This window comes from Komagataeibacter melomenusus (assembly GCF_013155395.1).
Taxonomy (GTDB): Bacteria; Pseudomonadota; Alphaproteobacteria; order Acetobacterales; family Acetobacteraceae; genus Komagataeibacter; species Komagataeibacter melomenusus.
Genome location: NZ_JABJWC010000002.1, coordinates 60438 through 87408, shown reverse-complemented (window position 1 = coordinate 87408; position 26971 = coordinate 60438). Strand labels below are relative to the sequence as shown.

At 63.3% G+C, this 26971-nt stretch carries 36 protein-coding genes and 1 pseudogene; 32 read left to right on the top strand and 5 right to left on the bottom strand.

Annotated features, from left to right (window positions below):
- Positions 1-104 precede the first annotated feature (104 nt).
- From HNW77_RS01435 to HNW77_RS01375, 13 genes are all read left to right on the top strand, one after another.
- On the top strand, positions 105-503 hold the full coding sequence (locus HNW77_RS01435; protein ID WP_241694223.1) for a terminase small subunit-like protein: 399 nt from the start codon (positions 105-107) through the stop codon (positions 501-503).
- The gene (locus HNW77_RS01430; protein ID WP_172154689.1) at positions 487-1803 is read left to right on the top strand and encodes a phage terminase large subunit; all 1317 of its coding nucleotides are present in this window, start codon (positions 487-489) and stop codon (positions 1801-1803) included. The genes HNW77_RS01435 and HNW77_RS01430 overlap by 17 nt, the downstream gene beginning before the upstream one ends.
- 176 nt (positions 1804-1979) lie before the next feature.
- A complete protein-coding gene (locus tag HNW77_RS01425; protein WP_172154687.1) occupies positions 1980-3392 on the top strand; it encodes a portal protein in 1413 nt (470 codons plus the stop codon).
- 24 nt (positions 3393-3416) lie between these two features.
- On the top strand, positions 3417-3920 hold the full coding sequence (locus tag HNW77_RS01420; RefSeq protein ID WP_241694222.1) for a phage scaffolding protein: 504 nt from the start codon (positions 3417-3419) through the stop codon (positions 3918-3920).
- A 178-nt stretch (positions 3921-4098) separates the two neighbouring features.
- The gene (locus HNW77_RS01415; RefSeq protein WP_172154685.1) at positions 4099-4296 is read left to right on the top strand and encodes a hypothetical protein; all 198 of its coding nucleotides are present in this window, start codon (positions 4099-4101) and stop codon (positions 4294-4296) included.
- 597 nt (positions 4297-4893) lie between these two features.
- Positions 4894-6246 (top strand): DUF4043 domain-containing protein, encoded by a 1353-nt coding sequence (locus HNW77_RS01410; RefSeq protein WP_172154683.1) that lies wholly within the window; start codon positions 4894-4896, stop codon positions 6244-6246.
- Between the two features lie 93 nt (positions 6247-6339).
- Positions 6340-6873 (top strand): hypothetical protein, encoded by a 534-nt coding sequence (locus HNW77_RS01405; protein ID WP_241694221.1) that lies wholly within the window; start codon positions 6340-6342, stop codon positions 6871-6873.
- Positions 6873-7523, top strand: a complete 651-nt coding sequence (locus HNW77_RS01400; RefSeq protein ID WP_172154679.1) for a hypothetical protein — start codon at positions 6873-6875, stop codon at positions 7521-7523. Before HNW77_RS01405 ends, HNW77_RS01400 begins: the two co-directional genes overlap by 1 nt.
- Positions 7524-7557: 34 nt before the next feature.
- A complete protein-coding gene (locus HNW77_RS01395; protein WP_172154677.1) occupies positions 7558-8430 on the top strand; it encodes a hypothetical protein in 873 nt (290 codons plus the stop codon).
- Between the two features lie 66 nt (positions 8431-8496).
- Entirely contained in the window at positions 8497-9984 is a 1488-nt protein-coding gene (locus HNW77_RS01390; protein ID WP_172154675.1) for a phage tail sheath protein, read from the top strand.
- Positions 9985-10144: 160 nt separating this feature from the next.
- Entirely contained in the window at positions 10145-10576 is a 432-nt protein-coding gene (locus HNW77_RS01385) for a hypothetical protein (RefSeq protein WP_172154673.1), read from the top strand.
- A gap of 23 nt (positions 10577-10599) precedes the next feature.
- Positions 10600-10911 carry a hypothetical protein gene (locus HNW77_RS01380; RefSeq protein ID WP_172154671.1) on the top strand — a complete coding sequence of 104 codons (312 nt, stop codon included), beginning with the start codon at positions 10600-10602 and terminating at the stop codon, positions 10909-10911.
- Positions 10912-10922: 11 nt separating this feature from the next.
- A complete protein-coding gene (locus HNW77_RS01375; protein ID WP_172154669.1) occupies positions 10923-11084 on the top strand; it encodes a hypothetical protein in 162 nt (53 codons plus the stop codon).
- Positions 11085-11507: 423 nt separating this feature from the next.
- Here the strand turns inward: HNW77_RS01375 and HNW77_RS01370 are convergent, their stop codons facing one another.
- Positions 11508-11675, bottom strand: coding sequence for a hypothetical protein (locus tag HNW77_RS01370; RefSeq protein WP_172154667.1), 168 nt, complete (start codon positions 11673-11675; stop codon positions 11508-11510).
- 184 nt (positions 11676-11859) lie between these two features.
- Here HNW77_RS01370 and HNW77_RS01365 point away from each other — a divergent pair, with 184 nt between their 5' ends.
- The 15 genes from HNW77_RS01365 (at position 11860) to HNW77_RS01295 (ending at position 20975) form a co-directional block, all read left to right on the top strand.
- The gene (locus HNW77_RS01365) at positions 11860-12105 is read left to right on the top strand and encodes a hypothetical protein (protein ID WP_172154665.1); all 246 of its coding nucleotides are present in this window, start codon (positions 11860-11862) and stop codon (positions 12103-12105) included.
- Between the two features lie 60 nt (positions 12106-12165).
- On the top strand, positions 12166-13083 hold the full coding sequence (locus HNW77_RS01360; RefSeq protein WP_172154663.1) for a hypothetical protein: 918 nt from the start codon (positions 12166-12168) through the stop codon (positions 13081-13083).
- Positions 13084-13101: 18 nt separating this feature from the next.
- Positions 13102-13311, top strand: a complete 210-nt coding sequence (locus tag HNW77_RS01355) for a hypothetical protein (RefSeq protein ID WP_172154661.1) — start codon at positions 13102-13104, stop codon at positions 13309-13311.
- The gene (locus HNW77_RS01350; RefSeq protein WP_172154659.1) at positions 13308-14465 is read left to right on the top strand and encodes a hypothetical protein; all 1158 of its coding nucleotides are present in this window, start codon (positions 13308-13310) and stop codon (positions 14463-14465) included. The genes HNW77_RS01355 and HNW77_RS01350 overlap by 4 nt, the downstream gene beginning before the upstream one ends.
- The gene (locus HNW77_RS01345) at positions 14458-15138 is read left to right on the top strand and encodes a phage baseplate assembly protein V (protein ID WP_172154657.1); all 681 of its coding nucleotides are present in this window, start codon (positions 14458-14460) and stop codon (positions 15136-15138) included. Before HNW77_RS01350 ends, HNW77_RS01345 begins: the two co-directional genes overlap by 8 nt.
- Entirely contained in the window at positions 15135-15497 is a 363-nt protein-coding gene (locus tag HNW77_RS01340; protein ID WP_172154655.1) for a phage tail protein, read from the top strand. The genes HNW77_RS01345 and HNW77_RS01340 overlap by 4 nt, the downstream gene beginning before the upstream one ends.
- Before the next feature lie 40 nt (positions 15498-15537).
- Complete coding sequence (locus tag HNW77_RS01335) at positions 15538-16662, top strand: baseplate J/gp47 family protein (RefSeq protein ID WP_172154653.1); 1125 nt, start codon at positions 15538-15540, stop codon at positions 16660-16662.
- Positions 16655-17281: a hypothetical protein gene (locus HNW77_RS01330; protein WP_172154651.1), complete on the top strand. Its 627-nt coding sequence runs from the start codon at positions 16655-16657 to the stop codon at positions 17279-17281. Before HNW77_RS01335 ends, HNW77_RS01330 begins: the two co-directional genes overlap by 8 nt.
- Positions 17281-18324 carry a hypothetical protein gene (locus tag HNW77_RS17595; RefSeq protein ID WP_241694220.1) on the top strand — a complete coding sequence of 348 codons (1044 nt, stop codon included), beginning with the start codon at positions 17281-17283 and terminating at the stop codon, positions 18322-18324. Before HNW77_RS01330 ends, HNW77_RS17595 begins: the two co-directional genes overlap by 1 nt.
- Complete coding sequence (locus tag HNW77_RS01320; RefSeq protein WP_172154649.1) at positions 18324-18773, top strand: hypothetical protein; 450 nt, start codon at positions 18324-18326, stop codon at positions 18771-18773. The genes HNW77_RS17595 and HNW77_RS01320 overlap by 1 nt, the downstream gene beginning before the upstream one ends.
- Before the next feature lie 62 nt (positions 18774-18835).
- Positions 18836-19267, top strand: coding sequence for a hypothetical protein (locus HNW77_RS01315; protein WP_172154647.1), 432 nt, complete (start codon positions 18836-18838; stop codon positions 19265-19267).
- Positions 19264-19746 (top strand): hypothetical protein, encoded by a 483-nt coding sequence (locus HNW77_RS01310; protein WP_172154645.1) that lies wholly within the window; start codon positions 19264-19266, stop codon positions 19744-19746. The genes HNW77_RS01315 and HNW77_RS01310 overlap by 4 nt, the downstream gene beginning before the upstream one ends.
- Position 19747: 1 nt before the next feature.
- A complete protein-coding gene (locus tag HNW77_RS01305) occupies positions 19748-20089 on the top strand; it encodes a hypothetical protein (protein WP_172154643.1) in 342 nt (113 codons plus the stop codon).
- A 133-nt stretch (positions 20090-20222) separates the two neighbouring features.
- Entirely contained in the window at positions 20223-20804 is a 582-nt protein-coding gene (locus HNW77_RS01300) for a hypothetical protein (protein ID WP_172154641.1), read from the top strand.
- A gap of 24 nt (positions 20805-20828) precedes the next feature.
- Positions 20829-20975 carry a hypothetical protein gene (locus tag HNW77_RS01295; protein ID WP_172154639.1) on the top strand — a complete coding sequence of 49 codons (147 nt, stop codon included), beginning with the start codon at positions 20829-20831 and terminating at the stop codon, positions 20973-20975.
- A 22-nt stretch (positions 20976-20997) separates the two neighbouring features.
- Here HNW77_RS01295 and HNW77_RS01290 read toward each other — a convergent pair whose 3' ends face one another.
- Positions 20998-21888 (bottom strand): DMT family transporter, encoded by an 891-nt coding sequence (locus tag HNW77_RS01290; protein ID WP_196781807.1) that lies wholly within the window; start codon positions 21886-21888, stop codon positions 20998-21000.
- A gap of 171 nt (positions 21889-22059) precedes the next feature.
- Between HNW77_RS01290 and HNW77_RS01285 the strand changes: the two are divergent.
- A pseudogene (locus HNW77_RS01285) lies at positions 22060-22843 on the top strand (MgtC/SapB family protein).
- A gap of 19 nt (positions 22844-22862) precedes the next feature.
- On the opposite strand, the gene HNW77_RS01280 reads toward HNW77_RS01285, so the two are convergent.
- Both HNW77_RS01280 and HNW77_RS01275 read right to left on the bottom strand, forming a co-directional pair.
- Complete coding sequence (locus HNW77_RS01280) at positions 22863-23207, bottom strand: DUF952 domain-containing protein (RefSeq protein WP_172154637.1); 345 nt, start codon at positions 23205-23207, stop codon at positions 22863-22865.
- Between the two features lie 63 nt (positions 23208-23270).
- Positions 23271-24395, bottom strand: coding sequence for an MFS transporter (locus HNW77_RS01275; protein ID WP_172154635.1), 1125 nt, complete (start codon positions 24393-24395; stop codon positions 23271-23273).
- A gap of 203 nt (positions 24396-24598) precedes the next feature.
- On the opposite strand from HNW77_RS01275, the gene HNW77_RS01270 reads away from it, so the two are divergent.
- On the top strand, positions 24599-25003 hold the full coding sequence (locus tag HNW77_RS01270) for a hypothetical protein (protein WP_172154633.1): 405 nt from the start codon (positions 24599-24601) through the stop codon (positions 25001-25003).
- A gap of 138 nt (positions 25004-25141) precedes the next feature.
- Complete coding sequence (locus HNW77_RS01265) at positions 25142-25426, top strand: hypothetical protein (RefSeq protein WP_172154631.1); 285 nt, start codon at positions 25142-25144, stop codon at positions 25424-25426.
- Positions 25427-25566: 140 nt separating this feature from the next.
- Here HNW77_RS01265 and HNW77_RS01260 read toward each other — a convergent pair whose 3' ends face one another.
- Positions 25567-25728, bottom strand: a complete 162-nt coding sequence (locus HNW77_RS01260; protein WP_172154629.1) for a hypothetical protein — start codon at positions 25726-25728, stop codon at positions 25567-25569.
- A gap of 368 nt (positions 25729-26096) precedes the next feature.
- On the opposite strand from HNW77_RS01260, the gene HNW77_RS01255 reads away from it, so the two are divergent.
- A complete protein-coding gene (locus HNW77_RS01255) occupies positions 26097-26885 on the top strand; it encodes an SDR family NAD(P)-dependent oxidoreductase (RefSeq protein ID WP_172154627.1) in 789 nt (262 codons plus the stop codon).
- Positions 26886-26971: the final 86 nt, after the last annotated feature.

Sequence of the window (26971 nt, the reverse complement as noted above, 5' to 3'; positions counted from 1 at the left end):
TTTCTGCCTGCACGGTTTTTCAGTATAAAGATCCTATCATGACAGACCTGCGCCCGGCACCATCCACGTGGTTGCCGGGCGTCATGCATTTACGGAGAAACAGCATGCCCGAACAGGCCGCCACGGGCACGCGGCGCAGCACCTATAGCCGCAGGCTGGCCGACGAGATCTGCCTGCGGCTGGCGGATGGCCAGAGCCTGCGCGCCATCTGTGCTGATCCGGCCCTGCCGCACCGCGCTACCATATTGCGCTGGCTGCGTGATAATCCGGCTTTTCGTGCGCTCTATGATACCGCACGTGACGCTGCCGCCGACACGCTGGCCGAAGAAATCATCGCCATTGCCGACCGTGCCACGGGCCGCGAGGATGTACCCGCCATAAAACTGCGCATGGAGGCCCGCATGTGGGTTGCAACGCGCCTGCGCCCACCGGCCTCCGCCACACGGGGCGAGGGAGCGGGCGGCATTTCCATTACCATCACCACAGATGACGCAGCGCTTTAGCCTTACACCCGACCAGCATGCCGCCAACCGGCTGCTGGGGGGGAGAGCCACCCACATCCTGCTGCGCGGCGGGGCGCGTTCGGGCAAGACATTCGTGCTGGTGCGTGCGGTGATCATTCGCGCGCTGCGGGCGGCGGGCACGCGGCATGGCATATTCCGGCACAGGTTCAACGCCCTGCGGGCCACCGTCGTGGCTGACACGTTTCCTGCCGTCATGCGCCGGTGCTTTCCCGCCGTGCCATGGCAACTCTCGCGCACCGACTGGAGCGTGACCCTGTCCAATGGCTCGATCATCATGTTTGGCGGGCTTGATGATGAGGAACGGACCGAAAAGATACTGGGGCTGGAATTTGCCACCGTCTACCTCAACGAAGCCAGCCAGGTCACTTATGGCGCGCGCAACATGCTGCTCACGCGGCTCGCGCAGAAATCGCCCCTGGCGCTGAAGGAATATATCGATGCCAATCCGCCCACCACCGCGCACTGGCTTTACCGCGTGTTTGAAGCCGGTATCGAGCCTTCATCAGGCCAGCCCCTGCCTCAGCCTGCGTGTTACGCCACGATGCAACTCAACCCCGAGGGCAACCGGGCCAATCTCTCGGCGGAGTATCTGGCGCAGCTTGCGGCCCTGCCGGAGCGTGAACGCAGGCGCTTCGTGTTGGGGGAATACCAACAGGCTGTCGATGGCGCCTTGTGGCGCCTGGAAGATTTTCGCCGTGCCGCTGCCATAACACCGGCAACCCGCCACCAGGTGGGCGCGCAGATGCGGCGCATCGTGGTGGCGGTTGATCCTTCGGGCTGCGCCGGGCCGGAGGATACCCGCTCTGATGAAATCGGCATCATCGTATGCGGGGTGGATGGCGCAGGCTGTGGCCATGTGCTGGCCGACCTGTCGCGCCGCGATACGCCTGCGGGCTGGGCGCGGGCGGCCCTGCAGGCCCAGGCGGACTGGGCCGCCGAGCGCATCGTGGCCGAACACAATTTTGGCGGCGCGCTGGTCGAGGCCACGCTACGCGGGCTGAACCCGAATGCCGCCCTGCGCATGGTCACCGCCAGCCGGGGCAAGGCGGCACGGGCCGAGCCGGTGGCAGCGTTGTACGAACAGGGGCGCGTGACCCATCATGGCATATACCCTGAGCTGGAGGAGCAGCTCTGCCAGTTCTCGGCCAGCGGGTATCACGGCGCCCATTCCCCCGACCGGGCGGATGCGCTGGTCTGGGCGCTGACCGACCTCATGCTCTCCGCGCCGCCTGCCGCCCCCGCGCGGTGGGCACCCACGCGCTTCAACCTCGGGCGTTAGAAGCCTGCCTGCCTCAGCGGGCGTCGTGCCATCCGGAACAGTCCTGAATACTTTCAGGAATGATTTTCATAAATCTCTATATATATATGTCCTTTTACTGCGTGAATACTGTTCCCGCTCCACCTGCGGGCAAACATGACAGCGCAGGCTCACCCCATGCCGGAGATAACCAGATCATGGACTGGCAGGAACTCAAGCGAACATACCCCCGTGACCCGGACCTGCCCGCACGCGCACACGCGCTTGCAGCGCTCGCGCGCGTGCTTGAAGGCACGCAATATGATGCCATACCCAACCCCTTTGGCACCGAATATAACGGGGCAGGGGAATACATACCGCTTGGCCAGCGCCGCCCGTCGGTGCGCACCAATATGTGCCGTGCGGTGGTGGATGATGCGGTATCCCTCCTGTTTGGTGCCAGCCACTGGCCCGCCACAATAGCCACCGATCCCGCGCTGCCCGGTATTCTGGCGCAGTTCGGGGCGGAGACCGCCCTGCCAGCACTCATGCTTGATGCCGCCACGCGTGGGGCGAGCGGATCAGTTGCCGTGCTGGTCGAGGCCGTAGCGCGCCACCTGCGCGTGCAGGTGCATGACACCCGTTACCTCACCCCGCAATGGGATGGCGCAGGGCGGCTTGCCTCGGTCACCGAGTGCTTCAAGGTAACGGGCGCCACGCTGGCCGGGCAGGGCTGGCCCGTCGCGGCGGACGACGTAGCCACCATTTTCTGGTGGCAGCGCGTATGGGACCGGGCGGACTGCCACGTTTACGTGCCCCAGCGTGTCGATGCCGGGCTGCCCACCCGGCTGGATGGCGCGCGCAGCACCCATCACGGTCTTGGCTTTGTGCCGTGGGTGTGGATGGCCAATCTGGCGGCACCGGGCACGGTGGATGGTCCATGCACCTTTGCCCCGGCCATTGATACGGTCATCGAGTGTGATTACCTGCTCTCGCAATCCGGGCGGGGGCTCAAATACAGTGCGGACCCCCGGCTTGTCATCCGCGCGGGGCCGGACCCTTATGCCGATGGCACGGCCGCCAGCACCGGCGGCGCCTCAGCCGCCCTAACCCTGCCGCTTGATGGTGATGCCAAGCTGCTGGAAATCAATGGTGACGCTGCAGGTGCGATGCGCGACCATTACCGTGAACTGCGTGCGAGCGTGATGGAGCAGATCCATGGCAACCGCGCCCAGGCCGATCGCCTTGCGGCCCCCACATCGGGCCGGGCGATGGAAATGCTCTATCAGCCTCTTTTATGGCTTGTGGACCGCATGCGCCTTTCTTACGGCGAATATGGGCTGCTGGCGCTGTACCGCATGGTGTGCGCGTTTTCGCATGTGCTTGAAGGCGGCGTGCATATTGGCGGGCAGGATTACGCCAGACTCGATGCAGCGGGGCTTGCACTGCAATGGCCGCCCTATTTTGCCGATACGGAAGCCGAGCTGGCACAACTGGCGCAGGGGCTGGGGCTTGCCGTGCAGGGGGGCTTCCTGTCACGGCAGAGTGCCTGCGCCATTTTTGCTACCCGCGCGGGCGGCCCGGCCCCTCATGCGGAATGGGCGCGGCTGAACGCAGCCGACCCGACCTGATTTTTTTTTCGTTGATGGAGAGACATGATGACCCGTGCAAGCGTGCCCCAGACCCCCGACCTTGAAACCCTGCACCGCGAGATGGAAACCCTGCGTGCCGAACGTGATGCGGCACTCAGTGCCCGCGCAACACTTGAGGGCGACCTTGCGCGTGCCACCGAGCAGGTCAGCACGGCGCGTACCCACGCGGACCGCGCCATCATCCGCGCCGAAGCCCGTGCCCTTGCCGCCCGCATGGGGGCGGTGGAACCTGCCGATGTGGTCCGCCTTGTTGACCTGAGCGCCGTAACGCTGGGCGAAGATGGCACCCCGCAGGGGCTGGACACGATCCTGGCCGCCGCGCGTGAAAGCCGGGGCTACCTGTTCGGGTCGCCACAGGGGGCATCGGGCGCTGCGCGTGGCACAACGGCCGCAGGCCCCGCGCCCCGCGCAGGTGATCCGGCCCCGTTCGATGCCCGCACGGCGGGAACGCGCGACGTAAAGGCCGCGGCTATGGCAGCAGGATTGCGCTGGCCGGTGGCGAATTAGGACGTGAGCCGACAGAGTGCAGAATGGTTTATGGCCTGACCGTGGAAACAGAGTTTAAAATGAATGCAGGATCTCCCCCAGGGAGATCATATTTCGAATTTTTATGATGTATATTTATTGCATTCAATATTAAAAAATAAATATAGACAATACCCATGTGCATTTGAGGAAACAAAAAATGAGCGTGATAAAAAAGGGCATTGTCAGGTCTGGCGAATATAATGGATGGAAAGTAGAGGTTGATTTCGATGAAGGGGATACGAAGGGATATTACATATACATAATAAAATCACCTGCCGAGGGGTATGACGCCTGGTGCAAGGATATGGAAGGCGTGAATGATGAATTGGAAAAATGGAATGTGGCATGGGAATAAATACGCCAATACCGCACCCTGCCTGAAGGGATGGACCGTAGCAGGAAGGCAAAACGTACATCCTGCCCACCCATTGCGGTCAAAATAGCCAATTATTCATTCTGTGGAGCGGGGGCGGGTAGCGTGCAACGCCAGTCACGTGTCGGCCCCGCCTGCTGCAGGAACTTCTTCATAAACCAGAGCAACGTTACCACGCGCAATTGTATCGACCTGCGTGCCATTATTGCCCGCAGGGCAAGGGCGGTCTTTTCAGGCAACCTTGGCCAGCCTTCCGCGCTGCGTGACTCTTTGGAAATTTACTTTTTATACTCAGAGAGCCATATATTATTGTGCATTATTTTATAAAAACAACATACCTGGAATAATAGTTCAATACTCTACACGCCCGTTACCTGTTCCGCCCACGCTCAGGCCGCCTGCGGAACAGGCAAGGGGCGCATGATCACTCAAATACATCATGATCGCGCTGCTCTGTGCGCCACGGCCCCTTAACCACCCGGACCGGCCATAGATGGCACCTTGCTGCCATGGCCCGTTACCCGCCGCTCCTGCATTGCGCATGGCGGCTTTTTTCGTTTTTTCAAGGAAATGAAATTCATGGCCATTGCCAATTTCCCCGCTGCCCTCCAGCCTGTCATCCAGCAGGGGTTCCTGTCGCGCGCGTTCCAGGATGCGTTGCAGTCGCGCCTGGGTTTCCGTTCCATTGCCGACCAGATGGAATTCCCCGCCCGCATCGGCCAGACCATTACCGATACCCGCGCAGGCCTGCTGCCGCCCGCCACCACGCCGCTCAACCCCACCGCCAATACCAGCTTTGACAATGGCATGACGCCCGCCGAATGGTCGGTCGAGCAGTACACGCTTACCATCAACCAGTATGGCAACACCATGGACCTCAACCAGGTGACCGAAGGCGTGGGCATTGCCAACCAGTTCCTTGCCAATGCCTCGCGCCTTGGCATCAACGCCCGCCAGACGCTCGACCGCCTGGCGCGCAACACGCTTTTTGGCGGGGCGCAGAACGGGGTGGGGGGCTACCTTGGCGGCAATACGCGCGTAAGCGTGACGCTGGGGGCTGCTGGCAGCACGGTTGCGGTGGATGACATCCGCGGGTTCCAGAACATCCTTTCCGCTGAAGGGCAGGTGGTCTCGGTGGGGACCTCTGCGGGCATGACCGTGACCATCGGGGCCGGGTCCTACACGCTGGTGGGTACGACTGCGGATGCCACCAATACCTCCACCGCGCCGGATGGCATCTCGGGCACGCTGACAGTCTCGGAATCGGTCAAGGTGGCCGATGGCACGGCGGGCAATCCGGTCATGGCGGCCACGGCACCGCTGGTGCTGCGCCCCAATGCGCGGGCCACCACGGCGGCCCTTGCTGCGGGCGACCTGCTGACGGTCCAGTCCATTCTGGGCGCACTCGCCACCCTGCGCGACAACAACGTGCCCACGCCCGATGGCGGGGTGTATCACTGCTATCTGGACAATGCCCAGCTTCTGGGCCTGTTCCGTGATGAAGACTTCAAGCTGCTCTATCGCGGTCAGTATGGCTCCGACACCTACCAGAGCGGCCAGATTTTTGATCTGCTGGGCGTGCGGTTCATCCCCACCACCGAGGCGCCGCAGCAGGCATCGCTGGGAGCCGGTGCGATCCATCGCGCCATCATCTGCGGGCAGGGTGCGCTGATCGAGGGGGATTACGCCAATATCGGCACCCATTACGCGCCTTTGCTCGATGGCGGCGAACTGACGGATGTGGAGGGCGTGTGCATGATCACCCGCCCCGCGCTCGACCGGCTGGCGCAGATCATCGCGCAGTCCTGGTCGTGGATTGGCGGTTTTGCGCTGCCGACCGACCTGACTGCTGATGCATCGGTCATTCCCACCGCCACCAACAGCTACCTCAAGCGCGGCGTGGTGATCGAGAGCCTCGGCGCGGGCGCCTGAGCCCCTGGCGCGCGCGGCATCCTTATGGGGCGGCCGCGCGGGCCATGACCGCCAGCCACGCCACACCATGCACGAAAGGCAGGCATGACAGACATGACGGGAACAGCCAGCACCACGGATACCACGACCACATCGGACACCGGCACAGCCGGGACAGGCACGGCGGGGGCCACCACAACGACCAGCCAGCCTGTCGTGCCCTGCCCGGATCAGCCCCTGGCCTGCGCCATCACGGCAGCCACCATGCCCGACACGGCCCTGACCGACACCGAACTGGCACAGGCGCGGCGTTATATGGGCTACCCCGCCATGGGGAACGCTGATAGCGGCATGCAGTCGTGGCGGTTCTTTCGGGTTTATGGCTTCAATGAGTGGCGGCTGGGTCATCTCTCGCCCGCCGAATGCGCCCAGGCCCGTGCCTTTTTAGCGCAATGCCAGATGCTGGAGAGCGCAGTGATGGGGGCAGGCAGCAACCTTGATACCGACCGCGCGGCGGTCTGGACACGCAACCGCACGGAAGTCACGGACCGCTTTACGCTGTACACGCGCTGGCGGGTGCAGCTATGCAACTTCATGGGCGTGCCGCCGGGGCCGGGCCTGCGCGCCGTGGGGGAGATCATCATCTGATGGATTTCAGCACCCTGTACCGTCTGGCCACGCGCGGCTTTGCGCGCGCAGCAACCTCTATCGGTGCTGCAACCGTGCAGTACCGGCCCGTCAGCGCGCTTGAGCCCTGTGCCAGCCCTTATGGTCAGGGCCGAGCGGCTTTCAGCAATGACCGGGCCTTTGGCTTTGCCGGGCCAGCCTTGTGGGATGTGCCTTTTGTCTATGCCCTGACGGACCTGCCCGACCTGCAGGCAGGAGATATCCTGACCTGCGGGGCAGAGATCTATTTTATTGCCCGCGTGGAGCCCTTCCGGCCGCCTTTATGTGTGTTGTGCAATGCAGTGGTCACGCTGACCGGCACCGAGGCCGTGCAGACCGATGCGGCCAGTCCGGGGGGGTATGCCACATCGGGCGATGCGGGCGCGCAGGCAACACTCGCCACCGACTGGCCTGCCATGATCCGCCCCGGCAGCGGGGCAGGCGTGCCCGGCCCCGCACAGCCCGGCGCCATCCGCCCGGGCGGGTTCGAGATGTTCCTGCCCGCCATCCCGGGCGTAAGCCTGCAGGCCGCCATGTGGGTCCAGGACGGGAGTGGCCCGCGCTACACCATCGGGGCCGCGCGCAGCAGCCCGTGGGGCGTGCGCTGCCAGATGGCCCAGCAGCAGGTCTGAGGTTTTTTACAGCCATAACAGGAAGCGCCATGACATGGCCGATATCGCCACCATTTCCACCGCCATTGCACGAGCCCTTGCCGCGGCGCTCTGCCCGGACGGGAGCAGTGCCAGCAGTTGCACGGGCCGCCCCGTCATCATCCGCCGTGGCGACCTGACACAGGCGGATCTGGGCAATGCCCTGCATACCCTGCATGAAGGCTGCGACTTCATCAGCATTGCCGACATGCCCGAAAGCTGGACCCGCCTTGATGAACCGCTTGGCCGCCCGTGGCGGATGGACAGCACGCAGGCGGTCACCGTCAGCATCAGCATTACGGGTGGCACGGCAACGCTTGGCCTTGTGCCTGATGCGGTGCCCGGCGGCATTGTCGGGCTCCGGGTGCAGGGGCTTGCGGACATTACGGGCAGCGGGTGCTGCCTGCATGGCGCGCAACCGGGTGATACGGCGGCCAGTATCGCAGCGGGCCTTGCCGCGATGGTGCCGGGTGCCGTGGCGCAGGAGGGCACGATCACGCTGCCCGCTGGTGTCACGGCACAGGCCATCAATGCAGGCACGGCCACGGCGCGGTGCGTGGCGCGCAGGCAGGAGCAGATGTTCGTGCTTACCGCCTGGTCAGCCAGTCCGGCCGCGCGGGATGCGCTGGGGCAGGCCATGGCCGATGCGCTGGCCCTGACCGACTGGCTGGTGGATGCGAACGGCTCCACCTTCCGCATTGAGGCACGGGTGGCGCGCAATGATGATACCGCCATGAACCGGGGCATCTTTGCCCGCCCCGCCCAGTATCTCGTGACATTCGATACCGACCTGACCCGGCCGGTACCATTCATGCTGGCCGGTGGCATCGGAACCGCAGAAGGCGTGGTGGCAGGCGATGTACTGCTGGGCGCACAGGTCACGCCCTGATTATTACGCCCCATTCTTGAACCGTTTCTTCACGCGGCATGCCGCGCAACAGGGAAGACGCATAAAATGACCATCTATCAGTCCGGGCAGCTCAATACCAACAGCCTGAGCGTGCCTGATCTGTACGTGCAGATCCTCAAGCCGCAGACCCTGGCGCTCAATGGCGTGGCAACCGGGCGGATTGGCCTGGTGGGCACGGCCGTCTGGGGGCCGGTGGCCTCACCCGTCATCATCGGCAGCATGGGTGACTGCCTGAGCGCCTTTGGCCCCAAGCAGGCGCAGGCGAACGATATCGGCACGGCGGTGGACATCGCCATCGTGCAGGGCGCATCCGACTTTCGCTGCGTGCGGGTGAGCGATGGCACCGATGTGGCGGCCACCGGCACGCTGGCGGGGGTGACACTGACCGCCGCCCATACAGGCAGCGCGGGCAACGCCCTTGTGGCGACGCTGGCGCAGGAGCCGATCATCACCACCAGTTACACGCTCACGATCAGCCACGCGGTTCTGGGCAGCCGCACCTATCGCGGCGCGACATGGCCGGTCCTGGCCGCCGCCATTGCCGCCGATGGCACGGCCCTCGCGCGCGTAACCGTGCCCACGACCGTGCCAGCGCTTGAAGCGGGTTCGGCAACATTTGCCGGGGGCAGCGATGGCGGCATGCCCACGACCGCACAGTTCCTGGGCACGGACGGCACGAGCCGCACCGGCATGTATGCCCTGCGCGGGCAGGGCTGTGCGATCGGGCTGCTGCATGGCGTGGTGGATAATACGTCATGGACCACGCAGGCCGCTTTGGGCCTGGGGGAAGGGATGTACATGATTGCCTGTGGCCCTGCAGGTGATACGATTGCCAATGCGGTTGCCATGAAAAATGCCGCGGGGCTGGACAGCTATGCCGTCAAGCTGATGTTTGGTGACTGGCTGTGGTGGGATGATGACACCAATGGCGACATGCTGGTGCCGCCGCAGGCATTTGCCGCCGGTATTCTTGGCGGCCTCTCGCCCGAGCAGTCGAGCCTGAACAAGGAACTCTATGGCGTGATTGGCAGCCAGAAAGCGGGCCTGGCCAGCAGCGGGCAGGCCGCGACCTATTCCGGTGCCGAACTGTCGGCACTATTCACGGCGGGCATTGACGTGATCTGCAACCCCGCACCCGGCGGCAGCTACTGGGCGGTGCGCGGCGGGATCAATACGTCTTCCGATGACGTGACGGATGATGACACCTATACGCGCCTGACCAACTATATTGCCGGGACGCTCAACGCGGGCATGGGGGCATTTGTTGGCGCTGTCATCTGCGCCACGCTGTATGGCGACATCCGCGCCGTGCTGCTGGGCACGCTGTCGAACATGGTGGGCAGCGGCATACTGGGGGCCAGCACGGATTACGCCGTGCTGTGCGATACGAGCAATAACCCCCAGTCGCGCACGGCGCTGGGTTACGTGCGTGCTGACGTGCAGGTGCGCTATCAGGGGATCAACCGCTTCTTTGTGGTCAACCTGCAGGGCGGGGCAAGTGTTACGGTCAGCACCGCAACAGCAGCGGCCTGATCCCTGGCTTAAAAAGCGGAAGAAAGTTTTTGGTGAAGCTTTTTTCAAAAAACTTCAGAATAATGCCATACCCAGGAATTTTTATTTTATAAACAGCCAGAATTTCTGCGCATTACTTCACAAGCCACCTTTCGGGGTGGCTTTTTTCATGGAGCCATGAATGTCCCTCAAACCCTTCAATATCGGCCGCGACTGCCGGGTGGTGCTGGTCTATAATGGCGGCCGCATCGACCTGCCCACGGTTACCGGCTTCAATGCGGCCCAGCGTACCCACCAGCTGGAATCAAACCCGCTGAACGACATGCCCCTGTTCTATGACGTGCCCGGGGGGTGGGGCGGGCAGTTTTCCTTCCAGCGCGATGGTTCGGGGGCGGATGACCTGTTTGCCGCGATCGAGAGCGGGTTCTGGTCGGCGGGTACGGTCATTCTGGGCAGCATCTACCAGTATGTGACCGAATGCGATGGCTCGCTGAGCACGTACGAATTCATCGGCGCATCCCTCAAGCTGTCGGATGCAGGGCGCTACCAGTCTGAAACACTGGTCACGCAGACCATCACGTTTACGGCCCGCGCCCGCAACCGCATTTCCTGATCTTCCAACCGGATTAAGCCGACATGACGGAAAAAACCGTAAAGACCCCTGATGGCCGCACCCTGACCTACCGCGAGCGCGGGCCGGGCGATGTGCTGGCCCTGCTTGAGTTCGGGCCTGATGCGCCTTCGACCGCGTGGCTGGAATATGCGCTCATGGTCTGTTCGGTCGAGGCGATCGACGGCGTGCCCGTCATCCGCCCGCAAACGCGCGTGCAACTCGAACAGCTTGCCAACCAGATCGGCAATGACGGCATCGAGGCGCTCAGCACCGCCCTGTTTGGCCCGGACGCGCAGGCCACCCCCGATGCAGAGGCCCAGGCCGCAAAAAACTGAGCAGGCACCCCGTGCTGATCGAAGTGGCGGCACTCGTCGGGCATGGGGTGCCGTGGGATGTTGCCATGTCCATGCCGCGCGTGCGGCGCATGGCCTTTCTTGTCGCCTTCGGGGAGCTTGCAGGCGGTCGCTATGACTGGAGCACGCAACAATGGGAGTATCCTGATGGCTGAATCCGCCCAGGCCACGACACGCCCGGTCATGCGGCTTCAGGCCGCAGGGCACGGTGGCGTTTCAGCAGTGGTCGCCCGCCTGCCGGGGCGGGGCGGGCACGCGGCAGGCCCCATCGCGCAACTGGCTGCGGCGGTGGGGCGCATGTGGCATGGCGCGACCCGGCCTGCCATGGCGGCCCGTTCTCGCTGGCCTGCACGCCGGCATAAAACCCACGGGCAGGCCGTACCGACCGGGCAGGGAGAAGCCCGTGATGCGTGGGTAACGCCGTCGCCACAGCCCATTGGCCGCCGTGCCATTGTCTGGCCCGGCCATGGTGTAAAAAAGGGAAGATACAGGCGCGGCGCAGGGTCCGCCGCCACAAACGCTCCTGTGCCAGCCCCCCCCACGAGCGGGCAGGATAAAAAAATACGTGCCCTCGTGCCTCATGGCCCGCGCGTGATGTCACCGCTGGCGCGCGGGCCAATACGCCTGCCAATGGCCTTCACATTCAACGCCCCTGCCGCTGCCGCCGCGATCCCTGCGGCCAGGGCATGGGGCAGGGCCATGCACCGCGCCATGCCAGCGCCACGCAGGTCCGGGCCTGCCGTCAAGGCGGTTCCGGCGCGGGGTCATGTCGTGTCCATTCCTCCCGTGGCAGACAGGCAGGCCGTGAAGTACAGGCCCGGCTTGCTGAACGATCATCCGAACCGCCATAAGGGGTTGCGCAGAGTACTGCCTGTCGGCGTTCATGACCCCAAAAACGTTATGCCGTTTCGCAGCCAGCCCCACAGACAGATGCGGCCTCCCTTCATCAGCCCGGCGCCCATGGGCCGCGCCCGCACGTCTGGCCGTGCAGATCCGGGCATGTCCGGCGCGCCAGTCCTGCAGGTCACCATTCCCGTGACACTGGCGCATCATGAGGTGGGGCAGGCCATGGCCCGCATAGAAACCAGCCGCGCCCTGCTTGAACATCGCGCCACGGGCACTGCGCCTGATGGGATACAGCATGTGCAGCTACCCGGTCGCTCCGTGGGCGTATGAATATCAAACGCATACGGTTCCTTACCGTGCGCCCGGCATCCGTCCTGAGTGGAAAAATACATGTCCCTGACCCTTATGAATACCGAGACCGCCATCGGTGCGATCGGGCGGCTTTGGGCTTCGGCCCCCGTCACCATCGGCAGCCTGACACTGACCGGCATGGAGGTGCCTCGGCTTATCCGTGATGGGGGCACCCAGCAGGTGGCCGTGCACCGCCTGCCCGGGGGCGGCAGGGTGATCGATGCCGTAGGCAACGACCCCGACCGGCTGGAACTGACCGGCACGTTTGTCGGCCCCACCGCCATTGAACGCGCGCGCGTGCTCAAGCAGATGCGGATTGCGGGCGTGCCGGTGCCGTTCAGCGGGGCGGGACTGTCGCTTATGGTCCGCATCGTACAGTATTCCTATGATTACGCGCAGAAGGGCGTGGTCATTCCCTATCGGCTTGTGCTTGAGCAACCGCCGCAGGTTGCCGCATCCACCAATGTGGTGTCCGGCCTTTCGGCGCTGGTGGGGGCCGATGCGGGCTCCGCCCTGTCCGGGCTTGCGGATGCGCTGGCCGATGTCTCGACCATTGCAGGCAACATGACCGGTCAGCTTGGCACCATCATCGGCCAGGTTACGCCCATTGCCGACATGACGGGGGCCGGTGGCGTCCTGTCCGGGGTGGAGGATAATCTGGGCGTGGTGGGCGGCCTGTCTGGCGCAGGGGTCAACCTGGCCTCGGTGCCCGATAGTGCGGCCAGCGTGGTGTCGGGGCTTGCGGCATCCGGCGCCGGACTGACCGGTGCCATCAGCCAGACCGGCGCCAATATGGAAGGGATCGCGCCTGATAATGCCGCCAGCCTCTCCGCCCTGACCCAGAACGCACGGTTGCACAGCGCCACTCTTAACAGCGCGGGACTGGTCAACCGCGCCTATGCCAACACGCTACTGGCAACGGGCGGTGTGCAGGATGGCCCGATTGCCAATAACTGAGCAGGAGGTAACACGCCCATGGCGCGCACCATAAAGGTCACGGCGGCAGATGGCACGCTGTACCACGTCGCGGCCCGGCAGTTGAATGATGCCACCGCCTGGTGGCGGATCGCACAACTCAACGGCATGACCGATCCTGACCTGTCCACGTTCACGACACCCGTGACACTTGTGCTGCCTGCCATCGATACCGCGCTTGACAGTGGCGTGCCGGGGGTTTCGGCATGAGCGGCAGTCTTTCGCTCACAACCGCAGGCCAGGCCATCTGGCGCGCGCCGCGCGCGCGGCTGCTGGTCAATGGCACCGAACGGACGGAAACCGGGATCGAGCAGTTCACCCTGACCCGCACCCGCTACAGCCGGGCCGATACGCTTGAAATGACACTGGCGCTGGACCGTGCGGCCATGCCCGCCAGCGGATTGTGGTTTGACCTCCCGAACCCTGCAGATGGCAGCGCCCTGACCGAGCTGGGCATAACGCTGCAGATGCGTGACGCGGCGGATGACGGCGCGCAATGGACTACCGTATTCACGGGCATCATCGACCATGTCGCCCTCAGCCCGGCGCAGACGACGGTTGCCATCGCGTGCCGGGACTATCTGGCCAGGCTGCTGGACATGCGCATCTGCGCCGAGTGGATGAACATGACCGGGGCGGAAGTGATCACGGCCATGGCCATTGCGGCGGGGCTTACGCCACAGGTCAGCATGCCACAGGCCATGACGGGCCAGTTCTGGCAGGTGGAGCACAAGCGGAGCAGCGCTGCCAGCCACAGCCGGTTCCAGACAGCATTCGACCTGGCCAGCACGCTGGCCACCGGGGCGGGCTGTGATCTGTACACCCGGGGCACCACACTTGTCTGCGCGCCCTATCCCGCGCCCACGCAGGCCAATACCCATCTGCTCGACTATGCCGATACCGGGCCGGAGCAACCCGTCAGGGCGGGGGCTTACGACCTGAATTTCACGCGTGATTACCAGATTGGCCGGGGTATCATCGTGCATGTCATGGCATGGGACAGCCGACAGCGCACGAAGGTGGATTACTACTGGTCGGCGGCTGGCGGTTCCACCGCGCCTCCCACGCAGGCAGGCACGCTGCACAGCTTCAGCCTGCCGGGTGCGCGACTGGATACGGCCCGGCAGATGGCACAATGCAAATATGGGCAGATCATGGCCCATGCCCGCACCATTACCGGCACCCTGCCGGGGTGTATCACGCTCCAGCCCCGTGACTTCATGCGGCTGACCGATACCGGCACGACATGGGACGGCACGCTGGACGTGGATGCCGTAAGCAGCCGTTTTTCATGGAATGGCGGCTTTTCGCAGCAGGTTACGCTGCGCAGCCGCAGCATGACAGGAGATGAAACTGATGACTGATACCCGCATGGTCGCCGCAGGCCTGGCGCACGCGCAGGCCCAGCCCGGCTTCGGGCTGGTCAGCGCCGTGGACCCGGTCAACCATGCCGTCAAGATCATGCTCCAGCCTGCCGGGGTGGAGAGTGGCTGGGTGCCCTGTGGCGCGCTCCAGGCAGGCAGCCTGCGTATGGCCTGCCTGCCCGATATCGGCACGCATGTCATGACCCTGCCGGTCGAAGGTGATGCCGAACACATGGTCATGGCCTGCCCGGTATTTGATGCCGTGGTCATGCCCCCCACATCGCCCGCAACGGGCAAGCCCGCCCAGCCCGGCGAGATGCTGATCGTGGCAGGCTGCCCCACGCCGCCTGCCAATAGTGCCGCCACGCAGGGCGAGGCCACGCAGAACGCCCCGTGGTGGCACATCACAAAGAACACGATCTACAGCGGGGCAGGGAACGCCACCGAGACCCTGACCGCCACCGGCAAGGCATGGAAGGTGGGCAGCGTGGGCATGACGTTTGATGCCAACGGCCTTGCCGTGACCGGCGGCCCGATCACGACTGACAAGGACATGACTGCCCAGGGCACCGTCACCGGCAAGACGGATGTGCTTGCGGCAGGCATTTCCGGAAAGGGCCACACCCACAGCGGCGTGCAGCCGGGCAGCGGCTCGACGGGGGCGCCGCAATGAGCGCGCTGTCGCACACCATGGGCGGCGACCTTGACCTGTCGGGCACCGGCAGCGTGGCCGTGGTCACGGGCGCGGACCAGACAAGGCAGGCGCTGATGCGCAGGCTGTGCACCAATGCAGGCGCCTATATCTGGCAGCCCGATTACGGGGCTGGACTGCCCGCAAGGGTAGGCAGCGTGATGGATGAAGCCAGCATCCGCGCTCTGGTGCTCGAGCAGATGCAGGCCGAAGGTGGCGTGGACCAGACGCAGCCCATCACGGTCACGATCTCCAACCCAAGGGTAGGGGCCTACCTGCTGGCCATTGCCTACACCGATGCCGATACCGGCACGGTGCAGGAACTGACACTGAGCACATGACGGGCGCCTCACGGGGCGCCTTTTTTATTGGAGGTCCGTCTTGGCCCTAACCTTCCAGTCTTTCAGGACCACGCTGGGCAACATGGTGGCCTCGGCACAGGGTGCATGCCCCTCGCTGCTCGACCTCAATGTCGGCTCGCCCGGTCGCGCCATGCTCGAGGCCGTGGCGGGGCTGGGGCTGTGGTTCCAGTTTATCGCGCTCCAGATCCTCTCGCGCACGCGGCTGGCCACGTCCATTGGCACGGATGCCGACAGTTTCGTGCAGGATTTTGGCCTGACCCGCCTGCCGGGCACGGCAGCCACCGGCACGGTCACTTTCACCTCGTTCTCGCCCGCCAGCCAGTCGGCCACGGTCGCGGTAGGGGCATCGGTGCGCACGGCGTCCAGCCTCGTGTTCAGCGTGGTGCAGGACGAAAGCAATCCTGCCTGGTCCACCACTGCCGGGGCTTACGTCCGGCCCGCAGGCACGGCCTCGATCACGGTGCCGGTGCAGTGCGCCTCGACGGGGGCGACCGGCAACGTCGCGGCAGGCGCCATCTGCCTGCTGGGCACGGCCATATCGGGCATTGATACGGTCACCAATACCGCAGCGCTCACCAATGGCAGCGATGGCGAGACGGATGCGGCGCTGCGCACGCGGTTTGTCTCCTACATCAACAGCCGCTCCAAGGCGACGGTCTCGGCCATCGAGAACGCGGTGACCGATGTATCCGCCGACCTGATCTATCAGGTGCTTGAAAACGTGGACACGTCTGGCGCGGCCTTGCCCGGTAACGTGGTGGTGTTTGTCGATGATGGCTCGGGCGATGTGTCCGACAGCGTGATCGACGCGGTCTATGCGGCCGTGGATGACGTACGGCCTGCCGCCGTGTCCATTCAGGTCGTGCGGCCCACCGTGGTGCGACCGCCCGTGACCATGACGGTAACCGTGGGCCGCACCGGCGACCTCGCTACCGTGCAGGCGACCATCAGCACCAATATCGCAACCTACCTCAACAGCCTCGCCATCGGGGCCTCGGCCAGCTACTCGCGCCTGATCCAGATCGCCTATGCCGCCAGCACGTCCGTGACCAACGTGACGGACGTGACGCTGGCAGGCGGCACGGTGGACCTGCCCGCAACCACCGGCACGGCCTATCGGGCGGGGACGGTGAGCTTTGGCTGATGTAACGCAGAACGGCTTCGCACGGCGCATCCGCGCGCTGCTGCCCACCGGCTGGTTCCCCGCAGCGCCTGGTACGGGCGAGAGCGAACAGGCTCCAGTGCTTAACGCCCTGCTGCAGGGCTTTGGCAGCGTATTCGCTTGGGTGTGGGGCCTGCTGGCCAGCACCAATGACCAGACCCGGCTTGCCACCATGACCGGCGCGTTTCTCGACATGTTCGCTGCCGACTTCTTCGGCACCACGCTGACCCGCAACCCGGGCGAAAGCGACGACGCCTTCCGCACCCGCATCGAGGAAGCCCTGTTCCCCTCGCTCGGCACCCGGCCGGACGTGGTGAACGTGATCACCGATGAAGTAGGGCAGGCAGGCCGCGTGATCGAGCCGCGTAATGCCACCGACTGCAAGGGGCTGAGCACGCTGGCCAGCCCGGCCATTGGCGGTGGCTACGGCTATGGCGTGGCCGCCCTGCGCTACGGCTCACGCGGCGTGCCGTTCCAGCTTTTTGCCCAGTTGCCGACCGGCGACACCAACCTGCCCGCAACCCAGACCCTGACCCGCATTGCCAACGTCATGCCCGCAGGCACGATTGCATGGGTGCAGGACGTGGAGACACTTGACTGATGGACAGACAGATCGTCTACCCCGCGCAGATCCCGCTCGACAGCGACCTGCTCAATGCCCAGCGCAATGCCTTCGTGGGCCTCGGCCACCTTGCGGGCATGGCTTATGGCGACAATACCGTGGCCGCTGGCGGCTTTGCCTGCACGCCGGGCACGGGGCTTGCCGTGACCATCGCGCCAGGCTCGCTGCTCGCCGCTGGCGTGGTGGACGGCACCGCCTACGGCACGCTGGCCGCCAATGGCAGCGTGCTGGCGCGCCAGTATGTCAGCCGCGATCCGGTCACGCTTACCGTACCGGGGGCAGGGGCCACATACACGGTCTACGCCACGCCCGCCACGGTCGATGCCGATGCCACCGTGCTGCCCTTCTACAACGCTGCCGACCCGGCGGTGACCTATGCCGGGGCCGATAACAGCGGCAAGGCCGCGCCCACCGTGCGGCAGGACCTGGCGCAGTTGGGCATCGCCGCCACCGTGCCGGATGGGGCCTATCCGCTATGGAGCATCACGGTGCCCGCCGCAGCCACGTCCATTACGGCGGACATAATCGCGCAGGCCACTGGTGCGCCGTTCTATCTGACCATCCCTGAATTGCAGGGGCAGTTCGTCAAATCGGTGCCGTCAACGGGCCAGACCCGCATTGAGGAACTGGTGGAAAACGCCGATGGCCGGGCGGTTTTTGGTGACCGTAATACTGATACGGTTCTGGCAAATCTGGCCGACCTGCCGTTTTCTGACACAACACAAAAGATTCAGGCTTTTACTGTGTCTGGCTCCAGTAGGACTATTACCTTTCCTGTAGCCTTCAAACCCGGGACCATCCCCGTTGTAGTGGTCACAGGCAATATGGCGTATGACGCAACATGGGACGCATACGCAGTAAGTTATTGCTTTAATAACCTATCTTCAGATCCTTATACCCCCGCTATCACGAACGAGTCCATAGTAATTGATGCAACTTATCTAACTAGTAGGATAAATCCACCTATCGGCCAATCCAATGACACAAGTGTAATTCATGTCGTAGCGATAGGAGAAATTTGATGAGTGTTCTGGAAACTTTACAGGCCACGTATCCAGCACGGTACTATGCAACGCTCGATACCCCATGCGCGTGGTACGATATGTGGGTTTATTCATCTGTTGATGGGTTGCCGCCCGTATCCCAGCTTTTCCCTATGACTTCAGAACAATGGGCAGCTAAGGGCGGCAATGTTGGAACCAAAAGCATGGCGGTTGTTAACGGCCAGTTGGTCGATTACACGCCTCCCGTCGTTCCCGTTCCCCTGAAAACGCAGGCAGCCAGCGCGCAATCGTGGATCATGCAGCAGGCCAATCTGGCGACAGCCATGGGTGAGGTTTTTACTGCTGACATGAAAGCCTATGCGATGGCCATCAACGCGATTGCCGGTGGCACGGACACCACCAGCACCGCGCTGCCTGCCCAGCCCACGGATGTGATGACGGCCAGCAGCACGGCGGCTGCAACCTGAAACGCCTGCCTGACCTGCGCCTGCCATGCCGCCCCTGAGGCGGTTTTTTTATGAGAAAATAAATGAGCGAAACAACAGCACCCCTGACGCAGGGCAACGCCATGGCAACAATGCGTTGCGCCACGGTGGAGGATCTGGCCCACGTGCGTGAGCGGCTGGCCAGGGTCGAGGGCGGCCACGACAACCTGCGCGACGGGCTGAACACCCTGTCTGTCCAGTTCGCGGAATTACGGCGCGACCTGACAAAAGCCGTTTCCGACAACGCCGCCCGGACGCGGCATGAAATCATGGAGCGGGTGGACGACATGACCGATACCGCCACCACGCGTGACAACGAGATATCGGGCAGGCTGGCCCGCATCGAGGGTGGCCTGAAACTCACATCATGGGTGACCATGACCTTCATCGTGCTGGCCACCGGCCTGCTGGGATGGGGCCAGATTGGTGATGCCGCATGGGCATTGTGCAGGCACATGTTTGGATATGCACCATGAGCGGTCTGGACCTGGGTCAGTTCAAGTCAGAAATCGTTGTTCCTGTGCTGGCCTCGATTGGTCTGGGTGGCGCTGCGGCGGTGAATCTGCTGACAGGCACGGCACTGGCCGAAAGTGGCCTGTATGCCCTGCGCCAGCGTAACGGCCCGGCGCTGGGCCTGTGGCAGATGGAACCCTTCACCCATGATGACATCTGGGCCACCTTTCTGTCAGCCCCGCGCCAGTCCGGCCTTAAGACCATGATGCTGGCCATGCTGGCGCGCGATGCATCCGGCGGTTCTGACCAACTGATCGCAAACCTGCGATATGCCTGCGCCATGGCCCGGCTGAAATACTACCGCGCGCCCGAGCAACTCCCCGCAGCGGATGACGCGCGGGCCCAGGCGCGAGTGTGGAAGCAGATCTACAACACGTCGCTCGGAGCAGGGACGCCAGACCCGCAACATGTTGCCCTGTTCCAGCAGGCCATCGAGGCATGACATGAACATTCCCACAAAACTGGGCGGCCTTACGGCTGTTATACTTTTTCTGCTCAATAGCGTGCCGGCGCAATACACGCTCTATGCGGCGCTGTTCGTTCTTGTGTGTTCGGCCATATCAGCGCTTGTGCCGCCGCCCCATGCGGGCAGCCGGTGGGTTATGGCCTACCAGATCATGACCACCATCGGGCTGAACATCGGCTGGGCGGAAAACCACTTCAAGCCAGGGCAGTCGGGTGTGCGGGTGCCGCTGGCCGAAAAACCTGCCGCCAAGCAGGCCGTGGCCGCAGCCGGCATCCCGGTTCTGAACAGGAAGGGCAGGGCCGAAATACTGAAAAAATAAAGGTGCAGCTCCGGCGCTAGGTGGATGGCCGATGTGAGCCGAAGCTGCGCTCGTTATTCTACCCTTCATTACGGCAAAAATAAGTCACGTATGGCTGCCGCCGCCAGGGCGGTTTTTTTACAGGAACAGGCACATGAATCTTCTGCTCTCCCGCCGGTGCGTGCTGCACATGGGGGCTGGAACGCTGCTGGCCAGCGTGCTCGCTGGCTGCACGCTCACCCGCTCCGGAAAGGTCACCACCATCACCCTGAACGTGGCTGAAGTAACGGATTACGGGAATGCCATCGTATCATTTGCCAGTACCGCCACCAGTCTTGCATGTGTCGCGGCAGCCATGGGCCCCGCAAATGTTGCGCTGGCCAATACGGTGATCGGCGCACTGAGGGAAGCGCTCACCGCGTTTAAGACTGCCGCCGGGTCAAGCGCATCCGTGAACTACGACAGCACCAGCATCGGCACGGCGTTTGATAGTATTGTATCCGATATCGAGCAGATCAATACGCTTGTCATCGCGGTCATTACCGGCATGGCGGCCGATCTGTCGGACTCTGTGGTCTCGGAGGCGAAAACGGCAGCAAATGCCGCGTCGACGCTGATCTCGCTCCTGAAGGCCATGGTGGACATGGCGACACCGCGCCTGACGGTTGGCGCGGCCCTGCCTGCGCGGGAAGCGATCGGGCGGATTACGGTTTTCGTGGCAACGCATGGCGCATGAACGGCCATGACCGGAGGAAGCAATATGGAGCATGCCGCAGCAGTTATTCCCTTCCTGTACGGCATTGTGGTAGGCAATGCCATCAGCCTGCTGGCGGGGGGGCTGTTCATTTTACGGCATTGGCACAGGCAGCGGATGCTGCGCGAACGTCTCGGGCCACCAACAGCGTGAGACAAGCCGGTAACCGACAATTTTATTCTTCATCACTTCCCGGCTTTGAACGTGCGGGCAGCCTGATTTCACTTGCCAGCACGCCAGCCACGATACAGCCCGCGCCCAGAACCGAGGTGACAGGCAGCGGGTCACCGGCCATGCGCCCGACAATGCCACCCCACACGGGCTCACCCGCGTAGATAATGGTGGCCCGCGTGGGCGAGACGGCTTTCTGCGCCCAGTTCATGGCCAGTTGCACAAGCATGCTGCCCGCGCCAAGGCCTATGCCTCCGGCAACCCAGATCCATGAAAAGGCAGGCAGCCGCTCGCCCGCAACCGGCATGGCCAGCAGGGCAAGAAGCCCGGCCACCAGCAACTGCACCACGGTGATGCGCCTGCTGTCGCCCAACATTGCGCAACGACTGATCAGCATGATCTCGGCTGCTACCGATACGGCGCACAGCACGGTGGCCCATTCACCCCGGCCAAATCCACCCTGCGTGGCCCCCGTGCCCGCCAGCAGCATCAGGCCACCAAAAGCCAGCCCGATCCCCACCCAGTTCATGAGGCGTGGCGGCCTGCGCAGCACGATCCATTGCAAAAGGGGCACGATCGGCACGTAGAGTGCGGTCAAAAAAGCGGAACGGCTGCTGCTGATGGTCTGAAGTCCGTAGGTCTGCAGGGTGTAACCGGCCCATATCGTAATGCCGATCGCCACGCCCGCGCCCATCTCGGCCAGGTTTATCCGCCGCAGGGCGCGATGAAAAACCACGCTGCCGATCAGCCCTGCCGTCATGAAACGCAACCCCACGAAAAACAGCGGCCCGCAATGCCGTAGCGTGACATGCACGATCAGGAACGTGCCACCCCAGAACAGTGTTATGGCCATCAGGGCCAGTTCCTGCCGTGAGGGCAGGTTCATGATCGGCATGCGTGCACCGTCCGCTGTTTTATTTCAATCTGCATCCTTCCCTCCAGATAACCAGGAATAAAGCGGGCCCGCCCCGTGGGCTGGCAGGAAACCGCACCTTCCCCCGCGCTGTTTAACAGCCAGGCCCGTGGTTTGACGCAGGGGAGGGCGGCCTTGTCACTTTTTGCCAATATGTCATCGGGGGAAGGCTGGCTCCAGCTTGGTGAACTCGTGCTTGCCTTCATTTTGTCAGCACTGGTGGGGATGGAACGCGAGTTCAGGCAGAAAAGCGCCGGGCTGCGCACTTATACGCTGGTCGGGGTCGCGTCCGCGCTGTTCATGCTCGTGTCAAAATACGGGTTCAACAACATTCTTGATACGGAACGTGTGGTACTTGACCCCTCACGCATCGCGGCACAGGTGGTATCGGGCATCGGGTTTATTGGCGGTGGCGTCATCTTCATGCGGCGTGACATCGTGCGCGGGCTGACCACCGCAGCATCAGTGTGGCTGACGGCGGCACTGGGCATGGCCTGCGGGGGGGGGGCTGATTACGCTGGCGGTGGCGACAACCATTGGCCATTTCATCATCATGCTTGGCTTTCCACGCATCAGCCACCTTATACCACGCGATCATACCGCCCGTTCGGTCGGGCTGTTCCTGTCCTATCCCGACGGGCGTGGATTGCTGCGCGTGATCCTGATCCGCTGCACCAGACTGCGTTTCACCATTACCCGCGTCAAGCTCGAGCCCCCCGATAGAGCCCTGCAGGACCCCGAGGCCATGCAGGACTGGCGCGACCGGCAGCATGATGCGGAACTGCCACTGCCGGGTGAAAGGCCGGGCCATGGCACGGTCACGCTGTTCATCAGGGTGCGCGGCAGGCGGCCTGTCTCGCATCTTGTTGCTGCATTATCGGATATTGACGGCATGATCAGCGTAGAAACGGATGAGGGCGATCATGACCCCGAATAGGCTGCCTGCACCATGCGGGTCAGGCCGGAAGTTGCACGCGCCCCTGTGCATCACGGGTTACGGCCATGGTCGCCACGACCGCGCCAATCGGCAGGGCGGCATACAGGTGCGGAAAAAGCTGCCCCCCGCGTGATGGCTCCCAGCGCACCGCGGCCGGATCGAGCAGGCTCAGGTCAACGGCAAGCAGCACGAGACCGGTCTGCCCTGCGAAATGCTTTTCAAGCGTGCCATGCACCTGCGGCCCGGTGGAGAAGTGGATGAAGCCATCCGCCACATCGGCAGGCGACCCTTTGAACAGGCCCGCGCGGGCAAAATCTTCATGCTCGGGGGCAGTCAGGATTTTATAGACGATATGTTCTGTCATGGTGTTGTGGTCCGGTCAGGAGAAGGGCGCAGCATAGGGCAGCACGCCGCCATGGGAAATACGTTAGCTGCCGTAATGCCGGCCCGCGCGTAACACGAGCAGAGCCACCCCGGCCAGCCCGGCACTGCACGCCAGAACCGCATAGGGGCCAGCGCCGGACAGAACCACCCCGCCACACAACGCTCCGACGCCGATGCCGCTATTGAACCCGGTGACACAGAACGAACAGGCCGCTTCACGCTGATGGGGGGCCAATGCGATCGCATAGCTTTGCGGGCCAAGATTGATCAGGGCGGCAATAATACCCCATGCCGCCATATCAACCCACGCCAGCCACGGCACCCAGCCGGAACCGACCAGCAGCACATGGCTGAACATCAGGGCAACCAGGGCCATGCCAATCGTGCGCCCCGCCGACCACGGCAGGCGACCGCCCAGCCAGTTGCCCCCGATCCCCACCACGCCATAGACCAGCAGCAGCAGTGGCACCAGTTGCTCTGGCGCGTGGGGTATGGCTGACAGGAGTGGAATGATATAGGTATAGGCCGTGAAATGGGCGCTCACCACTACCGTGGTCAGCACCGCGATGTAACGCAGAACCGGCTGGCGCAGCAGGGCAGGAATATCAAGGTGCCTGCGCTGCGAAGGGAGCGCGGGCAGCAACGCCAGAACGCCCCCCATCACGGCCAGTGCCGCAATGCCGCACACCACGAACGCAGCCCGCCAGCCCAGCCACTGCCCGATGGCCGAGGCCATGGGAATGCCACCAGCGAACCCGACGGCAACCCCCGTAAAAGCCCATGCCGTGGCACGCGCCACCGGCATGTGAGGGGCAAGGCGCACGGCAACCCCCGCTATGGTCGACCAGAAAATACCATGCCCGAGCGCCAGCGCCACCCGCATCACCGCCATCAGCGCGTAATGACTGACAAAGGCGCAGGCTACATCCATCACCCCCGCCAGCCCCAGCAGCACGGCCATGAGCGTACGCCGGTCCAGCCCCGATGTCAGCAACGTGAGCGGGATGGCCGTCAACGCCACCAGCCAGGCATAGCCCGTGACCAGCAGCCCGATACGGCCAGGCGAGACATGCAGGCCAGCTGCCATGTCCGTCAGCAGCCCGATGGGCAGCACCTCGGTCACAAGCCAGACGAATGCCCCCATCGAGAGCATGACGATACGCATCATAAGCCCATTTACCCCCGGCACGCCGCGTGCTTTCAAGCACAGCGGAACCGGGCCGCTTTAACGCCATATCCGCAGGGCGAAAAGGGGCGTGATGCGCACAATTGCGGGCATGATGCAAAATCGGTCTGGTCATTGCCGCGCCAAGGGGGCACCGTGGGCCAATCAACCGCCACGACGCATGAACAGACGGAAAGGTTCGCATCATGATGCCCCTCCCTGATACCGATACGGGACCCGCCGTGCTGCATTTTCCGCGCCGGACCATCCTCCCGGCAGGGGAAGCATCGGATTACCTGGGCATCCGCCCCCGCCACCTGCACGCCATGCGCCTGCTGCGCTGCGGGCCGAAAACCATCACCATCAACCGCGAAACGCTCTATACCGAAGAAGACCTGCGCAACTTCCGCCAGGGGTTGCTCAATATGGTGGGCGTTACGGAAAACGGAGGGCTTTACCGCGAACTCAGAGCGGGCGAGCGGACCCAGGCCAGCGCGTGTGATCCGCTGATCGTGCTCCTGTCGCGCCATGTCATTCGCCGCAAGGCAACCCTGGTCGGGCTGTGGGGCATGATGGCGGTGGGAATTGGCATCGACCTGATTCTGTTCTGAGCAGGGCGGAGCGCCAGCCGTAACGGCCTGCCTGCGCCCTGCTGGTGGGGCGCAACAAGGCTGGGCACAAAAAAAGGGGCTCCATACGGAACCCCCTTCTTTGACACATGGTGTCAGACAAGCAGATTACTGCTGGCCGTGATCGCCATGCTCGTGGTCGTGGTCGCCGTGCTCACCACCATGGTCACGATCGCCATGCTCGCCACCGTGCTCATCGCCACCGTGGTCACGGTCACCATGCTCGCCACCGTTCTGGTCGTGACCTTCATGACCGCCATGACGGCCGCCGTGGTGGCCACGGTGCTCGCCGTGGTGCTGCTCGTTGTTGTCATCCGCATGAGCGGCGACGGGCAGGGCCAGGCCAAGAGCCGCAGCAAAAAGCAGTGCTTTTTTCATGTAATCTATTCCTTCCTAACGAACTGATTTTTTTCAAATCAGATATTGCCTTATAAAATAACGGCCCGATGATATAAAGGGCATAGCGCTATTTCATTTGTAACCGAATGCATCACTTATATCTCTAAAGGTCAATACCTGAATTTTGCGCGATGCTGCCATGCATCTCAGGCATCATCATACAGAAAACCTTCATCGGATGCTGTATGCACGGCATCGTGCGGGCGGGCATAGCCTTTTCTGCTCCGCCAGGCGCGCAGCAGGGCTTCGCGCCATTCTTCATGCGGCTCTTTGCGGGGTTTGGGGGTGGAATCGGACTGTGCGTTCATGCTCCGGAAACCTCTGAAAAAGCCCGCCAAAGCGCAGGCAGGGATACATAACAAATAAGGAACACAACGAGTGTGACGATTGTATGAATCCTGTTTTGCAGGGCTGCGGCTTTTTTTCTTGCGTACCTGGTTCAGATCATCCTGTCGGTGGTATTGTTAGGAATCTATTCTTTTCGCACGCCAGATGCACGTCTGCTGCGTTGCATGCATCACAATTACAGAGAAATTACCCAGACCGGGCCAACAGACATGGTTTTGCGGCCTTGGCCTGTGCATCCCTCTGGTCCACCGGGGTCATTCATGGTCTTCTGGGAGCGAGAAATCAGGGGCACGGACATGTCCCGCCTGCAGGGAAAGGAAGACCGGTTATGCAGATTGATCTGACAGGCCGCACGGCCATCGTAACGGGATCGACCGGCGGGATCGGCCTGGCCATTGCCAGGGGCCTGGCTGCAAGCGGGGCGCATGTCATCATCAACGGTCGGCGCCCGGCAGCCGTGGCACAGGTGGTCGAGGCCCTTGGCGCATTGGGCAAGGGCAGCGTGACCGGCTTTACGGGTGATCTGGGCACGGCGGAAGGGTGTACGGCGCTGGTAGCAGCCCACCCGCAATGCGATATCCTGATCAACAATCTGGGCATTTTCGAGCAGAAAGATTTTTTTGAAACCCCGGATGCTGACTGGACCCGTTTTTTCGAGGTCAATGTCATGTCTGGCGTGCGGCTTGCACGGGCCTACCTGCCGGGCATGCAGGCGCGTGACTGGGGGCGCGTGGTGTTCATCTCATCGGAATCGGCGTTCAATATCCCGGTCGAGATGATTCATTATGGTTTCAGCAAGACCGCGCAGGTCACCATCGCCCGTGGCCTGGCGGAGCGGATGGCGGGCACCAACGTAACCGTCAATTCCGTGCTGCCCGGGCCGACCCTGTCGGAAGGCCTGGCCGACATGCTCCGGCCCGAGCAGGAAAAGACCGGCAAGACGATGGAGGAAGTCGCGGCGCAATTCGTGATGCAACACCGTCCGTCCTCCATCATCCGCCGCGCCGCCAGCGTGGATGAGGTGGCGAACATGGTGGTTTACCTGTCCTCACCGCAGGCATCGGCCACCACGGGCGCGGCCGTGCGGGTGGACGGCGGGGTGCTCAGCACGATCTGACCCTTGCCCTGCGCCCGTGCGTCCCGCGTCGGTCATGGCCGGGGCGTGCCGCACCCCCTCCATGACGGGGCGGATTGCTGGTAGGA

Coding starts and splice junctions, on each gene's coding strand:
- HNW77_RS01365 (WP_172154665.1), top strand. CDS start 11,860: ATGCGGCCTCCCTTCATCAGCCCGGCGCCCATGGGCCGCGCCCGCACG.
- HNW77_RS01435 (WP_241694223.1), top strand. CDS start 105: ATGCCCGAACAGGCCGCCACGGGCACGCGGCGCAGCACCTATAGCCGC.
- HNW77_RS01310 (WP_172154645.1), top strand. CDS start 19,264: ATGAGCGGTCTGGACCTGGGTCAGTTCAAGTCAGAAATCGTTGTTCCT.
- HNW77_RS01385 (WP_172154673.1), top strand. CDS start 10,145: ATGTCCCTCAAACCCTTCAATATCGGCCGCGACTGCCGGGTGGTGCTG.
- HNW77_RS01345 (WP_172154657.1), top strand. CDS start 14,458: ATGACTGATACCCGCATGGTCGCCGCAGGCCTGGCGCACGCGCAGGCC.
- HNW77_RS01430 (WP_172154689.1), top strand. CDS start 487: ATGACGCAGCGCTTTAGCCTTACACCCGACCAGCATGCCGCCAACCGG.
- HNW77_RS01400 (WP_172154679.1), top strand. CDS start 6,873: ATGGATTTCAGCACCCTGTACCGTCTGGCCACGCGCGGCTTTGCGCGC.
- HNW77_RS01290 (WP_196781807.1), bottom strand. CDS start 21,888: ATGCCGATCATGAACCTGCCCTCACGGCAGGAACTGGCCCTGATGGCC.
- HNW77_RS01390 (WP_172154675.1), top strand. CDS start 8,497: ATGACCATCTATCAGTCCGGGCAGCTCAATACCAACAGCCTGAGCGTG.
- HNW77_RS01260 (WP_172154629.1), bottom strand. CDS start 25,728: ATGAACGCACAGTCCGATTCCACCCCCAAACCCCGCAAAGAGCCGCAT.
- HNW77_RS01415 (WP_172154685.1), top strand. CDS start 4,099: ATGAGCGTGATAAAAAAGGGCATTGTCAGGTCTGGCGAATATAATGGA.
- HNW77_RS17595 (WP_241694220.1), top strand. CDS start 17,281: ATGGACAGACAGATCGTCTACCCCGCGCAGATCCCGCTCGACAGCGAC.
- HNW77_RS01275 (WP_172154635.1), bottom strand. CDS start 24,395: ATGATGCGTATCGTCATGCTCTCGATGGGGGCATTCGTCTGGCTTGTG.
- HNW77_RS01255 (WP_172154627.1), top strand. CDS start 26,097: ATGCAGATTGATCTGACAGGCCGCACGGCCATCGTAACGGGATCGACC.
- HNW77_RS01405 (WP_241694221.1), top strand. CDS start 6,340: ATGACGGGAACAGCCAGCACCACGGATACCACGACCACATCGGACACC.
- HNW77_RS01315 (WP_172154647.1), top strand. CDS start 18,836: ATGAGCGAAACAACAGCACCCCTGACGCAGGGCAACGCCATGGCAACA.
- HNW77_RS01360 (WP_172154663.1), top strand. CDS start 12,166: ATGTCCCTGACCCTTATGAATACCGAGACCGCCATCGGTGCGATCGGG.
- HNW77_RS01420 (WP_241694222.1), top strand. CDS start 3,417: ATGATGACCCGTGCAAGCGTGCCCCAGACCCCCGACCTTGAAACCCTG.
- HNW77_RS01425 (WP_172154687.1), top strand. CDS start 1,980: ATGGACTGGCAGGAACTCAAGCGAACATACCCCCGTGACCCGGACCTG.
- HNW77_RS01270 (WP_172154633.1), top strand. CDS start 24,599: ATGATGCCCCTCCCTGATACCGATACGGGACCCGCCGTGCTGCATTTT.
- HNW77_RS01320 (WP_172154649.1), top strand. CDS start 18,324: ATGAGTGTTCTGGAAACTTTACAGGCCACGTATCCAGCACGGTACTAT.
- HNW77_RS01410 (WP_172154683.1), top strand. CDS start 4,894: ATGGCCATTGCCAATTTCCCCGCTGCCCTCCAGCCTGTCATCCAGCAG.
- HNW77_RS01395 (WP_172154677.1), top strand. CDS start 7,558: ATGGCCGATATCGCCACCATTTCCACCGCCATTGCACGAGCCCTTGCC.
- HNW77_RS01295 (WP_172154639.1), top strand. CDS start 20,829: ATGGAGCATGCCGCAGCAGTTATTCCCTTCCTGTACGGCATTGTGGTA.
- HNW77_RS01380 (WP_172154671.1), top strand. CDS start 10,600: ATGACGGAAAAAACCGTAAAGACCCCTGATGGCCGCACCCTGACCTAC.
- HNW77_RS01355 (WP_172154661.1), top strand. CDS start 13,102: ATGGCGCGCACCATAAAGGTCACGGCGGCAGATGGCACGCTGTACCAC.
- HNW77_RS01340 (WP_172154655.1), top strand. CDS start 15,135: ATGAGCGCGCTGTCGCACACCATGGGCGGCGACCTTGACCTGTCGGGC.
- HNW77_RS01280 (WP_172154637.1), bottom strand. CDS start 23,207: ATGACAGAACATATCGTCTATAAAATCCTGACTGCCCCCGAGCATGAA.
- HNW77_RS01300 (WP_172154641.1), top strand. CDS start 20,223: ATGAATCTTCTGCTCTCCCGCCGGTGCGTGCTGCACATGGGGGCTGGA.
- HNW77_RS01305 (WP_172154643.1), top strand. CDS start 19,748: ATGAACATTCCCACAAAACTGGGCGGCCTTACGGCTGTTATACTTTTT.
- HNW77_RS01350 (WP_172154659.1), top strand. CDS start 13,308: ATGAGCGGCAGTCTTTCGCTCACAACCGCAGGCCAGGCCATCTGGCGC.